Raw genomic sequence first — 14462 nt, 5'->3', positions numbered from 1 at the left:
GTAACTTCGTAGGGGCGGCTGGCAGCCGCCCGTCTTGTAGCGCGGACACTCCTGTCTGCGGTTGTCTTTGCGAGGAGCGCAGCGACGAAGCAATCCCATTTGCTTTACAGAGAACAAGGAACGATAGAGGCGTTGCGATACGCCCCTATTTCTTTTTACGGGCTTGGAAGCCCGTATCCACCATGAATAGAATCTTAATAACCCACCACTTACGAAATATTTTTCACTGGACAAGAAAAACGCTCGCAATCAACTTAATTGTTATGTATTATTGATGTGCTACTGAATCGGAAAGGGAAGTGCCATGAAGTACCGCTCGATTTTTTCTGTCATTTTCTTCTTGCTGTTGCTTTCCTCTTTACTACTCGCACAACCGAGTGGCATGCAGATTAATACATTTGATGCGACGACCTTCGATCCCACCTACATCCGCAACCATCTTGGACAACCACTTGCAATCGGGAGTCAAGTTCAGGTTATTGTCGATTCATTACAAGATGGGATAGATCCCCCCTTAACAAATGGTATGCCGGGGGGAGATGATCGACTTTGGTTGTCTTTTCCCATTGGTCATGGAACTGATTGGCAAGGAACTTTTTCTGTATTAATTATTTTTAGTTCATATCCATGGTATCTTCCTACTCTTCCCTATGAAGGCGACCATTTTTACATGCGGGCATTTGAATCATTCGATGGGCCGATTCCTACTGGTACCTATTACAACGAGATACTGAACCAAGGCCAGTTGTTCGTCGTTCCGCATGGCGATACCGAAATATGGAATGTCTCCTCCGATACGATGCGGATTAAAACGGGATTACAGTTAGTTAATCCAACTTTTCTCTCCCGGTTGGTGGTCGGTACAAATTTTCCTTTGCAGTGGGCGTGTGCTGCTATTCCAGGTAGTGTCCAGATTTCGTTGAATCGCAACTATCCATCGGGAAATTGGGAGACCTTGTTTGATAGTACAGCGAACGATTCCAGTGAGAATTGGTTGGTTACTGCTCCGGTTACCGGATTGACTTCACGAATACGGATTCGTTCGGTACTTGATACCGCAATCCAAGTAATTAGCGATCGAATCAATGTAACGCAGTTTGGTCTCCAGGAACCCTTTACAAATAACGCTCTGCGAATTGGCGATACAACATTACTGCAATGGCAAACAACGCCTATTGCGACCGGTAACGTTCGTTTCCTGATAAATCGCAATTATCCGACGGGTAGTTGGGATACACTAATTGCCAGTACGCCGAACGATACGAATGAAGCATGTATCGTCACTGGTACTTACACAATGGGCGCAACTGCCCGATTGCGGATCGAATCGACGACCGACTCTAACATCTTTGATGAGTCGCGTCAGAGTTTTTCCCTTGTACCAACATTAGAATTATTGCAACCGAATGGCGGCGAGTTATTGGAGGGAAACTCATCCTATCCCATTCGATGGCGGAGTGAAGGTATTTTGCAAACCGATGCCGTAATGGTAGAAGTGAAGTTCACAACTTTTGGACCATGGGAACTGCTTGCGGTTGTTTTAGACTCACTGTTGTGGCAAGTGCCTTCCATTAACACCAATGAAGCACGAATTCGGATCTCTTATCAGACCGTAGCGATTCGCGCCATCCAAGATAGTTCCGATGCGACTTTCCAAATTGTCGCTGACAACATCGACGCAACCGAGTTACCCCTTCCGGGTGAGTTTCGATTAGAACAAGCCTATCCGAATCCCTTCAATGCCACGACCTCCTTCAAGGTTGCAGTACCGAGAAGTTCAGACGTTACACTTGCAATCTATAATATGTTGGGACAAAAAGTGGTCGATCTCCATAATGGGAATCTGAAGGCGGGTTGGCACCGGGTTTCGTTCCGCGCCGATCATCTTTCGAGTGGTTCCTATATCGTGAAGATGGATGCACCGGGCTTTAGCAATAGCCAGCTGATCCAATTAGTGAAGTAACTTCGTAGGGGCGGCTGGCAGCCGCCCGTCTTGTAGCGCGGACACTCCTGTCTGCGGTTGTCTTTGCGAGGAGCGCAGCGACGAAGCAATCCCATTTGCTTTACAGAGAACAAGGAACGATAGGGGCGTAGCGATACGCCCCTATTTTTTATAAAACTGTAGGGGCGAGTGGCATACGCCCTAAATGCCGACAGACAAGAGTGTCTGTCGTACCGAAATGATGTACAGGCTGGAAGCCCGTATCCACCATGAATCGCACTCATTCCAAAAAAATACTAAAATTTGCTCGCTCGCGCCCCGGTTTTGTGTTATGTTACCTATTATGTTCTCACACCTACAATTTGCCGGATTTCATCCGGTGGCAGTTCACTTGCCAGTGGCTGCGCTCGTGTTAGTCGCCGTTTGCGATATTCTCGCAATCGTGTTGCGTCGTCCCGAAGGAATGCGGGAAAGCGCTCTCCTACTATCGATTGTCGGAGTGCTTGGGGCAATCGGCGCAGTCGTTACCGGAAGCTCGGTCGAAGCAAATGTCCTCCAGAATCCTGCCGTTTCCGCTTTACTCGAACGGCATGAATCGTTAGGATATGCGACGATGTGGGTCGCAATCGGCATGCTGGTACTGCGGCTTACGATTCTATTTGTCCCGAAACTCGAGCGGTTCCGGAATAGCGTCATCATCATTTCAGTGGCAGGCGCGCTGCTGGTTTCTATCGCCGGACATTACGGTGGTGAATTGGTCTATCGCTATGGTGCGAATACGCTTCCGGTAAATCAAGCGGCGACGAACGCCCCAACCGTGGTGGATGACGATGGTAAATAATACTCGATTGACGGTAATTGCGACCGATTTAAGCGCGCACGGCGAAGGGGTCTTTCGCAATGAGGGGCGGGTCGGGTTCGTGCCGGGATTGTTGCCGGGCGAGAGCGGCGAGATCGATGCGGTGATTACCGGCAACGTGTGGCGGGGCACGTTACGTCGGCGGCTTTCCGATGCGCCGGAGCGGACGCCCCATCCGTGTCCCCATGCGGATAAATGCCCCGGGTCGCGTTACGGTTGTATCGAACGCAGTGCCGAATTGTCTTACAAACATGCCCATGCCCAAGAGACGCTGAAGCGAATTGGCGGTATCGAATGGGAAATCGAACCACCGATAACCGAGGGTCCCGCGTGGGAGTACCGCAACAAAATCGAGCTATCGGTTTCCAGCGGTCAAAATCCTAAAATCGGTTATCATCCTACGAATAACGCCGCACTGGTCGTACCGGTGAATGATTGTATGTTGGCGATGGAACCGTTGCGCCAACTGTATCGCGAATTGTTAGTTGCCATGCGCAACGATATCAAGCAACTACCAGCACTATTGGCACGAATATCGCTGCGGGTGGGTGATGGTATGCATCTTCATTTCACGACCCGGGAAAACCTTCCTGTCGCAGTGAAAACCCAGCTCAGCGGATTCTTTCACGAGTACCCCGGTCTGGTCGGCATCTCCAGCGCGCCGCTCAGCCGCGACTCGGAAAAGAACGCCGCGTCGACTACCCATACTATCGCGGGTGAACTTCTCTTATCCGGTGATGATGGCATCGCGATTCATCCTTTGACGTTCCGGCAAGTGAATGACGCGGGCGCTAAAGCGATGGTGAATGCGGTCGAGGTGTGGTCGCGCGACATAACAACGACGATGTTCGATTTATATGGCGGGTATGGGCCGTTTGCTCGTCGCATCGCGAAGTCCGGTACCGAGGTGCTGGTATTGGAACGGAGTGTAACCGCGATTCAGGATGGTACGCGCGCGCAGAAAAAAGTAAAATTACCGATACAATATTTTGGTTGCGATGTCGTGAAGGACTTTCCGACCATCGAACCGGCGTTGCGTCCCGATGGCATTCTCCTCGATCCAGCTTATGATGGCGCGGGAGCGGTTGTGATGAAAGAAATTCTCCGCCGCAAACCCCGTAAAATCGCCTATATCGCCTGTCATGGCGCTGCGCTCGCCCGCGATTTGAAAATCCTGCTCGCTTCCGAACGCTACCAACTCACTCGGATTCGGCTCTACGACATGTTTCCCCGCACGCCCGATTTGGAATGGTTTGCCGAGTTAGAACGGAAGTAACTTGCGATCACAGCGAAGGATAAATTTGGATGTTAACTACTGCGCGATATTTACATGCGCATAAAACTTTAGTAAACTCAGTAGTACAATGCGAATCTTTCGAGGAATATCAAGAAGTCGTTTGAATCATGTTCTTGGAGTGTTACATCGGGTTTACAATGCCGAATCGAGTTGAAGTTCTTCGCATTCTTTCGGAACGATTACCGGAACTGAAACGACAGTTTCCGATAAAATCGCTTGCCCTTTTTGGTTCAGTGGCAAGGGGGGATGAGACCGAAAACAGCGATGTGGATATTCTGGTGGAATTTACCGAACCAATCGGCTTTTTTCGATTAGGTGATTTAGAAGATCAATTATCCGAATTAACGGGAAGTAAAATCGATTTGGTAACGACAACCGGCGTGAAGCGACAATTTCGCGCACGCATACTAAGTGAAGCAATCTATGTCTGAGAAGAATTGGATTGTTCGCATCGAAGATATCTTGGAACGTATTCAACGCATCAACCGTTACGTTGAAAAAATGAGTTTTTCTGAGTTCACAAATGATCTTGGTACTCAAGACAAAATCGGTTTTAACTTCGTCGTTATCGGTGAGGCGGCTCGATACATCCCAAAAGAAATCGAAGAGGAGTTCCCTCAAGTGAATTGGGTTAGAATGCGCGGTATGCGAAATCGGATCGCGCACAATTACAACCAAATTGATCTTCCCATTGTTTGGGCAACCATACAGGAAGATTTACCTCCTATAACACCTGTTTTACAGAAAATATTGGTGAAGTACTCTAAATAAACAGATAACCCATCTGCCGACTGGTTTCTCAAAATGTGATTGCACGTTTCTGCGCAGAACAAGGCTACTCACTTCACTCCACGTTTAGACACTGTTAATGTAACAACGGACTAAAACTACAACCTTGGAAACACGCAGGCTTGCGCAAGCACATCTTCGCGGAATTTTCCTTGGATGGCAAGGATTTGATCGATTTCCCGAAAGAAGACGTCGATCAGTTCCGGGTCGAAATGACTCCCCTGTCCATTGCGAAGGAAGTCGTACGCTTCTTGATTGGTAAACGCTTTCTTGTAGGGACGAATCGTCGTTAACGCATCGAAGACATCGGCAATCGATGCGATTCGCCCGTAGAGTGGAATCTCTTTTCCGGACATCCCATTCGGATAACCGGTACCATCCCACCGCTCATGGTGCGTCAAGGCGATGAGTTCGCTGACTTGCAACAATTCCGAAGAAGAGCCGCCGATAATCCGCGCACCAATCGCGGGATGCTGCTTCATGATGGCACGCTCGTCGGTTTCCAGTCTCCCGTGTTTCTTCAATATCGAATCGGGTATCCCCAATTTTCCCACATCGTGCATCGGCGCGGCGTGCAGGATTGTATCTACTTCACTCGCCGGAAGGCCAATCCCCTTTGCTAACACGGTACAATAATGACTCATCCGCTGCAAGTGAGCACCGGTGTTGTCATCTTTATACTCGGCAGCCAGCGCTAACCGAAAGAGGGTTTCCCGGTGCGCTGCTTCGGTTCTTCGTTTCGCCTCCGCCATCTCTTCCAGTGATTGCCGCAAGACTTGCGTCTGTAACCAAACCTGCTCTTCCAATTCCTGACGGTTGCGTTTCAGGATGTCCTGTTGTTCCTTCAATTTCAGTAACGAGGCGACGCGAAGCCGCAGCTCCGTTTCGTCAATCGGCTTGCGGATAAAGTCGTTGATGCCGATTTCAATAGCGCGGTAGCGATCCTGCGTCTCATTGAGTGACGTCGCCATGATAATCGGCAAATCGTGAAATTGATCGGTTTTTCGGACGTGCCATGCGACCTCGAAGCCGTCGATTCCCGGCATCACGGCGTCGAGGATAATGAGGTCGGTGTTCGATTGCAATTTGGACAACCCCTCATACCCATTTACCGCCTCGACGATGTCATAATCGCCGGCAGCAAGGATCGTGCGGATTAGCAGACGGTTAGTCGGCTCATCGTCGATTAAGAGGATGTGGTGTTGTTTGCCCATTTACTTAACGTGACTTGCTCCAACCAGCCAGAGGCTGATTTCCGGGATGTAGGTGATGAGCAATAATGCTGCTGACTCGAACAGGAGAAACCAACCGACCGACTTCGATATCTGTAGAATCGGTTTATCGAACCGCAAACTTGACATAAGGAGATTCAATCCCATCGGCGGCATCAAGTAACCCAACTCGAGATTCGTTAAAAAGATGATGCCCAAGTGTACCGGATCGATATTGAACTGCGCCGCTACTGGGAGAATCAAGGGAACCGTAACAATCGCGGAGAAAATTTCCATGAACATTCCCATGATAATCAGGAATGCGTTGAGCGCGAGTAAAAAGAGAAACTTCGACCCGATATTGCTCTGGACGATGGCGATTAACTTCTGCGGGACTTGTTCGTCGATCAGGTAATTCATGAGTCCGAGCGAGCTGCCGATAATCATGACAATCGCGCCAACTAACAGCATACTTTTCCGCATTACCTGTGGTACGTCACGGAAGAGGTGTAAATCGCGATAGATAAATACTTCCACGATAAAAGCGTAGAAGGCAGTCACTGCCGCCGCTTCCGTTGCGGTAAAGATGCCGCCGTAGATGCCGCCGATTACGATAAATGGCAATGGAATTTCCCACGCGCAATTGCGCACTGAGGAAACGACATTACTCCAACTAAAAGGAATTTTCGGTACGTTCGCTTTCGCTGCGACAAACCACGAATAACCCGCCAATGCCGCAATCAGAATTACACCCGGTAAGATGCCGGCGACAAACAGTTTATCGATACTCACCCCGGCAACAAATCCGTAAAGGATAATCGGTAAACTGGGGGGGAAGAGGAGACCGACGCTGCCCGACGCAGTCACCAATCCGAGCGAGAATTTCTCCGGATACTTTTGTTGAATCAGGAACGGATACAGCAAGCCGCCCAATGCGATAATCGTAACACCCGATGCACCGGTAAATGCCGTGAAAATGGCGCACGTCCCAAGCGATACGATGGCAAGTCCTGCTGGCATCCAGCCGAACAACGCCTTTGCCAGTTCGATGATGCGTTTTGGCGCTTTACTCTCCGCCAACAAATACCCGGCGAAGGTGAAGAGCGGTACGGCGATTAACGTCGGTTGTCCGGCGATTTTTCCATAGAGGTCGATAATCAATGCCGATTGGTCAATCCCGGCGAGATGGAAGGCAATATATCCCAATGCCCCGATAACGGCGAAGAGCGGCGCTCCCAAGAAAGCAAACAGGAAGATGATCGCGAAAATTGCCAAACTCACGGTTGCACCTCCTGATTCATCTGATTGCCGGCATACATAATCGTTTTAATCAGGAAATGCACCGCCAGCAATCCGAAACCAATCGGGATGATGATTTCTCCGGTCCATGAGGGAAGGTCGCCAATAATCGTACGTTTTTCCGCCATATCGTTTCTTACGAAGACCCACGACGCCCGCATGAAAAAGTAACATACCACGACCGCGAAGAGGTGCGTCACAATGTCGACATAGTATCGCATTTTCTTAGGCATGAAGTGGCGCAACGCGTCGATATGAATATGCTTGTCGTCGCTGGCGGCAAGCAGTGCGCCGATGAAGCCAAGCCATAACACCAGATGCCGCAACACCAAATCCGCCCAAAAGATACCAGTCGAAAAGATGTTCCGGAGCGCTACTTGTGCGAAGGCGAGCAACACCATCACCGAAAGGAGCAACACCAAAACTGATAACTCGACTTTACAGAGAATTTGGTCGATTTTTTTGAGTACTTGCATAGGAAACCTGTTGGATACTGGCTCAAATTACAGGGAACTTTCTGGTAAAACAAGAACAGGGGCTTACTGCACACGCCGATGTCATTGCGAGCGTTGCGAAGCAACCCCGAAGGGCTCACCGAAGGTAATCTCATTTGCATCAATTATTATGATGGGTAGTTACGGGCTTCCCAGCCCGCCGTAGGGGCGGCTGGCAGCCGCCCTTTTTCTGTGGCGCGGACAATCTTGTCTGCGTTACTTCATGGACAGACAGGAGTGTCTGTCCTACGGTGTAGTGGTGGTTACAGGATTCCAATCCTGTGTTCGCTTTTTCTGTTCCAATTTGTACAGGTCGGGAGACCTGTCGGTACCCCGTAGGGGTGGTGGATACGGGCTTCCAAGCCCGTTAAACTTTTTCAATTATACAGGTCTGGAGACCTCTAACCACCCAGGTCGAAGCGTTTCGCCCAATTTTGAACGGGCTTGGAAGCCCGTATCCACCACCCAAAACCGTTATTTCAGCATGACAATTTTCTTGACGGCAGTGAAGGTTCCGGCTCGGACTTGAATAAAGTAGACGCCACTGCTGGCAGGAAGATCGTTGTTGTCATGGCCGTTCCAGTGGAGGGTGTAGGACCCGGGGGAAAGACGTTCGGAGGGTTGGGTGTATACTTCGCGTCCGAGGGCATCGTAGATGGCGTACTCGGTCATTGCCGAGCGGGGGAGATCGACCTGGAAGGTGATCGTCGAATTAAATGGATTGGGATAGGGATTAGATAAAGCAAAATCGAACGGTAGCGTTCCGATCAGCTCGGGGGTAGCGTTATTCGGCGGCATCCGGTAAGTAGAAATCGCACCGGGGGTCATTGTCAATAACATCGATCCATAGTAGAGGAAAGGCGCTCCAGACATTATTACACCTCGCTCCACCCAACCCTCCGATGTGTGGTCGTAACGAGTATAGATGTGTTGATAATTATCCAGCGGTGTTTGTCGTAAAAAATAGGATTTACTTTGAAGTAAAAATCCATTGGAGTTATAAAATGGATACGTGTCTACAATTAATGTCGGAGCGGTATTCCGCTGAAGCGCATAGATTTGCCCACCACTTGTCGAAATGGTATCCCCTTCTGCAAATGCGTATCCCGACCCCGGCACACTCCAATTTTGCGGCAGCCAGGCTCCTCCCTGTTTAAGGTACCATCGAATACTGTCTCCGATGTCCAGAATCGCGCTGGATTCTCGCAATGTTATGGGCTGATAAGGAAGAACACCGTCAGATATCATTTCTCCATTCTGGAATCGATATACCGGGAAAGGATACTGGGTGTTTCCTTGGAAAACCACCAGATTGGAACGAAACAACTCCACATTCGTCGTAACGGAATCCGGCACTGTGAATATTTGGTCTAACCAACTGCTATTACTCCACGTTAATAGATGAAACCGACGGTCAGTGCCAGCGCCACCTAACACTTGCTCGCCATCGATTGCGATTTGATAGATACCTTGTGGCAGCCATCGCATTTGATGGCGGGCGTTTACGGTGTCGGCGACTAAGACCGCCTGACGTATTCCGCGCGTTACAAACGCCTTTCCTTCCTTTGCTGATTGTACTAAGGGATAATAATGTTGGTAATGCTCATGCGCCAAGTAGTTGGAGTCGAACCCTACCGGTTGTCGGTAGTACCACAATGAGTCAAGTCTTTGGCGATGCTGGGCGTCGCGATACTGCCGCAATTGAAAAAAATCCTGCTCCGGGTAGAGTACATGATTCGATTGCACAAGCCAGCCATAATTTGTCTTTGCGACGTTGCAGCTTGGTGTGGAAGATGCATTCATTACTGGTCGACGAAAGGTGTCAGCAATCATTGGTGCGAGCAATCCTTGTGCCAATGAAATCAGAAAGAAGTATGGACCACGCCATCCGAACCATACGCTGTCGACTGGCTCCTCCCACAAGTAGTCTATTCCAGGAAACCGAGTATTGTTACCTACAAATTGTGGAATTCGGGGATTTTCCAACGACCATACTGACCACCCTCCACCCATCACCAAAGAATCGTTAATGATTCTGCAGAAAACGGGTTGGAATGTTGTTTCGAACCGGTGTACTGTTTGGGGTGGTGTAGTATCGAGTTTTACCACAGCAATTTGGTGAGTTGTAGTAATTCCATAAGCATAAGGCCACCGTACCGCCCATTCGGTAACGCTTGAATCGTACCAATTCGTTCTTGCATTCCCGGCATATTCTATGCGGTCGGTAAGGGAATCAATTCGAAATATGCGGTCGGCGACCAGAATCATATTGTTTACCTGTACCGGCTTATAGCTTCGATATAAGGACATTGGTATTGATGATGGAATAATGAAATCACCTGCGGTGAAAGCGGTATCTGGAGTAAACTGCAATCCATTTCGGATAGCTCCCCGGTAGACCGGCGCGTCGTTCCCATTCCACTCGATCATTGCCTTTGGCCAACCGTAGTAAAACCGGTTTCCACGCCGCAGGATATGGCAGAACCGATTAGAAATCGTGTAGTAGTTGCTATAAGGCATTGCAACAGCATACGGGATGTTCATTTGCCAGAGTTTTAGAAATGTGCGGTTGTCCGTTTGTAACAAGGCAAACATGTTGTTTGGCGTATGGCAGACGATGGTATCGCCAAAGGCAATCATTCCCATTGGTACGGTGATGGCAAGGGTATCGCCCAACCAATCGAAGTCATCGCCCCACCGCGGCGTGGCAGTTGACTCGCCGGTCAGGGCGAGAGAGAGGAGAAGTATCCAACTAAACTGTTTCATCGTGATACCTCTATTCCATTCCAATGTCGGACAAGAATGTCCGACGTACGGGATTGTAGTCGGGCGTGCGCGGCACGCCCCTACGTAACGGGCTTGGAAGCCCGTAACCACCCCCAATGGAATGGGCGGACATTTTCTGTGCCGCCCCTACCGGATGAGATTGCTTCGTCGCTACGTTCCTCGCAATGACAATGTCAAATGGACGGATGGACTACTACCACCAGATTTGCTTGTCGTTCTCGTAGGTGAATATCCGTTCTTCTTCCTTATTAGAATCCTTTTTATACAGCCAATACAAGCGGTTTTGCGGGACATTGTCGAATACCAGCGGCGTCTTCCCATCGGCAGTTTTCTCGGCGATTTTCTGCCAGCCGTTATCCCAATAATGCAGTTCATAGGTAGCGCCCGAATCGAGGGCGGTGATTACTTTCCCTTCAGTGGCTTCCGCAATGATTTTCCGGGTGGTCGAAACTAATTTCACGGTTTGCGTAACTTTCGGGTCGCCATCATACCTAGTGGTCTTGCCATCTTTGTGTAACAAAAACGCCTCGCCGGCTGGCTCCATTTTACCTTTTACATAGTACATCGGGGTGTACATAACGTCGCGTCCCATCGCCTTGAATAGACACTCATTCTGTTGAATCGTACTCCAGTAAATCGGTTTCCATTCACCGGAATTGAAAACACAAAGATATGCCCACCGTGCGCTATCAGGTAGCGGTTTTTCCAACTTCACCGCGACATCGGAGACATCGGCATAATCGGAAGTGACGTCGTGAAAATATTTCCCCGACAACCAATCAGGCGCTTTCTCCCACTTCTCCATTTTCGCGGAAAGCACTTCGCTCTGCTTCGAGAACATTTTGCGATATGCTTTTCCGATTTTTCCGCTCAGTTTGTAGGCGTTGGGATCGGCTTCGCACCCCATGAACGGAATCGCTTTTCCGCTGCGGTCAAGTACTGCATTCCAAGCGTGATTATTACCGCTATTCGCCCAATACGGAGTGTAATCGCTCATGACGCAAATGCCATTCGCCCGGAGCGCATAAATTGTGAGATTGGTCATATCCTCACAACGACCTTTCCCGGTTTTCCGCATCTCGGCAAGCCCTAAATCGGTGGGATGTAGATAGTACCGTTCATCGAAGGTGTACCATTTCGTTAATTCACGGTTGATCAACGTCGCCGCTTCAATCGGATCGGTCGAATCCTTCATGCTCTTGGCTAATTCGTTGTAGCGATCAATGAAAAACTCCCGCCACTCCTCGATTGGCTCATTACTACCACGATAGGGAAGGATATACTCGCGAAATGCTTCGTAGGGAATTTGCTTTGCCCACGGTCGCGACTGCCACGCTTTGAATGCATTTTCCACATTTTTGATCAGGTATTCGGCAGAAACCGTTTCCAAATCCTCTAATCGCTGCTTCCTGCCGAACTCCAAACCATTGCGTGCCTTGGCAATCGAATCGAGTGCTTTCTCGGCAGTGCTGAAATTAGGATATGCAAGATTATCGAATGGTTGTTCGACCCGTTCCCGCTTTAGAAATGAGATTTCTCCCCGTTCTTCCAAATTCTCGAAGAGCGCTGAAATCACATCCAACGGGTAGCTTAGCAGATTGAACTCGACCGCTTTCGGCTCTTCGTAGTACAATGCCACTTCGACATAGCACTGGTTTTCCATATTTGCCACCAAAAACTTGATGGCGTCGAGTTGTTGCGGATCGCCTTTCTTTTCGAAGTAGGCGATTGCTTTTTCGATTTCGCCGCGATTCGTTTTCGCTTTGGTAAGATTCGCCTGTACATCTTCGTCGATTCCGGCGAATACAAACGAACTTGTGACAAGAAGAACAATCCAGACAAAAAGGAAGAGTCGTTTCATGGGATACCACCGTGTAAATTTGTTACCAAAAGATAGGGAAATTCCCGAATCGATACTACCGTGTGTTATAGAAATGGAGGCGAGGCAGTCCCAATTGCAAAGGGGAAGTACACCGTATTACTTACATAACTTACATGCTTCGGGGGGAGCCTTGCGAACAATCGCGATACTATCTGTATTCACCATACTGGTTTCTGCTCAGGCAGCGACGCTGACCGCTTCGCTCCATTCACCGGCGTACGACATCGATGCCCAGTACGGCAATTCGTTGGCTATGCTACCCGATGTCACCGGCGATGGAATCGCCGAACTGGTGGTGGCGGCGCACCGCGAGACTGCCGGTGGTTACAATTGGGCGGGCAATGTCTATGTATATCGCGGCGGTGATTTCCAGATTCTCTACACACTTACAGCGCCAGTTCCTGAAGGAACTGCGATGTTTGGTTTCGCAGTAGCGGCAATTCCCGATGTAACAGGTGATTCGCTTTCCGATATTCTCGTTAGTTCCCCCTTTGAAAATACCAATGGTGTTACCGATGCCGGAAAAGTGTACTTGTTTAGTGGAGCCAACGGGCAACTTGTCCGGTCCTACCAACCACCACAACTGGTTTCGCGCGGGTACTTTGGACATTCGTTGGCAAGTGCGGGCGATGTCGATAACGATGGTCACGTTGAAATCCTCATCGGGTGCGTTGGGCAAGGGAAAGTATTTGTTTACGACGGTGTCAATGGCAATTGGAAACGGGAGTACGATCCACCAATCCTCGACGGGTGTATCTCGTTTGGCTATGTTGTTGCCGGATTAGGCGATATTAGCGGTGACGGTAGACCTGACTACATGGCCGGTGCATTCTGTCAAGGCAGAGCTTTTACTTTTATCGGAGCTACCGGTGCGCTTCGGGATACCTTAGGTGAAAGTTCGTTAACTGATCAAGGATTTGGATACTCACTGGCAGGTTTGCCGGATATCGATAACGATGGACGGGCAGATATCATGGTTGGCTCACCCTACTCTAACTATGATAGTGTCACATACAATACGGGATTGGTGAAGCTGATCAGCGGCGCCAACCGCACCGTATTACGAACTCTGTATGCTCCGAATCCGATATCGGATAGTTGGTTCGGGTTGTCGTTAGCTTCGGTGGGTGATGTTAATGGTGATGGTACAACCGATGTATTCATTGGGATGCCGAACGATGGATATGGCAGCGATTCATTGTCGGGGCGGGGGTATCTCTATAATGCCGTGACCGGTATGCTCATCGATAGCATCGCTTCCCCGAATGTACAAGCGGCAAGTAATTTTAGCTGGGTAGTCACTGGCGGGCTTGATATTACGGGCGACGGTCGACCGGACTTCGTCGCGGCTGCGCCTTATGAAGATTATCTCAATACCGAAAATGCAGGCGGGGTCTATGTGTATAGCTTCCCGGCAAGTGCAGCACAGCAGTCCGAAACCGCAATTCCAACCACAACGATTATAACGAACGCGTATCCGAATCCATTCAATGCGACGACGACAATTGCCTATCGGGTTCCGGCTTCGGGTAATGTTGCGATAACCGTAACCGATATTTCCGGGCGAGTGGTTGCCGATGCGGTGAACCGCCATGCCGTGAGTGGTACAACCTATCGCTGGCAATTCGATGCGCAGGAATTGGCGTCGGGGATTTATTTCTATCGAATCACGAGTGGAAGCAATCACACTCAACAGAAGTTGGTATTGGTGAAGTAAGAAGTAGAGTCAAATTATCGTTAACTCGGAAAGCAGTTTTGCGAAATCTTCTTTGCTCATTTTCCCGTAGGCTATCGCAATCATCGCTGAACAAAGTTGTTCATTGGGGTCGTCGACAAACACGCCATTGATGTCAAGAATTACCAATGCAGCTAACAAACCGGTTCTTTTATTCCCATCAAAAA

General features: G+C 49.4%; 12 protein-coding genes. 6 read left to right on the top strand and 6 right to left on the bottom strand.

The genetic code is table 11. The annotated features are described in order from the left end of the window. Positions 1-304 precede the first annotated feature (304 nt). From OEM52_01245 to OEM52_01225, 5 genes are all read left to right on the top strand, one after another. Entirely contained in the window at positions 305-1963 is a 1659-nt protein-coding gene (locus OEM52_01245; GenBank protein ID MDK9698763.1) for a T9SS type A sorting domain-containing protein, read from the top strand. Between the two features lie 358 nt (positions 1964-2321). Beyond that, on the top strand, positions 2322-2783 hold the full coding sequence (locus OEM52_01240) for a DUF2231 domain-containing protein (GenBank protein MDK9698762.1): 462 nt from the start codon (positions 2322-2324) through the stop codon (positions 2781-2783). Beyond that, positions 2773-4077 (top strand): hypothetical protein, encoded by a 1305-nt coding sequence (locus OEM52_01235; GenBank protein MDK9698761.1) that lies wholly within the window; start codon positions 2773-2775, stop codon positions 4075-4077. The genes OEM52_01240 and OEM52_01235 overlap by 11 nt, the downstream gene beginning before the upstream one ends. Before the next feature lie 158 nt (positions 4078-4235). After that, complete coding sequence (locus OEM52_01230; protein MDK9698760.1) at positions 4236-4529, top strand: nucleotidyltransferase family protein; 294 nt, start codon at positions 4236-4238, stop codon at positions 4527-4529. Next, entirely contained in the window at positions 4522-4869 is a 348-nt protein-coding gene (locus OEM52_01225; GenBank protein MDK9698759.1) for a DUF86 domain-containing protein, read from the top strand. The genes OEM52_01230 and OEM52_01225 overlap by 8 nt, the downstream gene beginning before the upstream one ends. Before the next feature lie 116 nt (positions 4870-4985). Here the strand turns inward: OEM52_01225 and OEM52_01220 are convergent, their stop codons facing one another. From OEM52_01220 to OEM52_01200, 5 genes are all read right to left on the bottom strand, one after another. Next, the gene (locus tag OEM52_01220; GenBank protein MDK9698758.1) at positions 4986-6101 is read right to left on the bottom strand and encodes a response regulator; all 1116 of its coding nucleotides are present in this window, start codon (positions 6099-6101) and stop codon (positions 4986-4988) included. Then, a complete protein-coding gene (locus OEM52_01215; GenBank protein ID MDK9698757.1) occupies positions 6102-7379 on the bottom strand; it encodes a TRAP transporter large permease in 1278 nt (425 codons plus the stop codon). It lies immediately after the preceding gene. Then, positions 7376-7873: a TRAP transporter small permease gene (locus OEM52_01210; GenBank protein ID MDK9698756.1), complete on the bottom strand. Its 498-nt coding sequence runs from the start codon at positions 7871-7873 to the stop codon at positions 7376-7378. Before OEM52_01210 ends, OEM52_01215 begins: the two co-directional genes overlap by 4 nt. A gap of 492 nt (positions 7874-8365) precedes the next feature. After that, on the bottom strand, positions 8366-10657 hold the full coding sequence (locus OEM52_01205) for a T9SS type A sorting domain-containing protein (GenBank protein MDK9698755.1): 2292 nt from the start codon (positions 10655-10657) through the stop codon (positions 8366-8368). 214 nt (positions 10658-10871) lie between these two features. Continuing rightward, entirely contained in the window at positions 10872-12539 is a 1668-nt protein-coding gene (locus OEM52_01200) for a transglutaminase-like domain-containing protein (GenBank protein MDK9698754.1), read from the bottom strand. A 151-nt stretch (positions 12540-12690) separates the two neighbouring features. Between OEM52_01200 and OEM52_01195 the strand changes: the two genes are divergently transcribed. After that, positions 12691-14277, top strand: coding sequence for an FG-GAP-like repeat-containing protein (locus OEM52_01195; protein ID MDK9698753.1), 1587 nt, complete (start codon positions 12691-12693; stop codon positions 14275-14277). Positions 14278-14286: 9 nt separating this feature from the next. Here OEM52_01195 and OEM52_01190 read toward each other — a convergent pair whose 3' ends face one another. Continuing rightward, the gene (locus tag OEM52_01190; GenBank protein MDK9698752.1) at positions 14287-14436 is read right to left on the bottom strand and encodes a hypothetical protein; all 150 of its coding nucleotides are present in this window, start codon (positions 14434-14436) and stop codon (positions 14287-14289) included. Positions 14437-14462: the final 26 nt, after the last annotated feature.

It is taken from the genome of bacterium, assembly GCA_030247525.1.
Classification (GTDB): domain Bacteria; phylum Electryoneota; class JAOADG01; order JAOADG01; family JAOADG01; genus JAOTSC01.
Note: the sequence above shows the minus strand (reverse complement) of the source record. Positions and strands in the feature narration are given on the sequence as shown.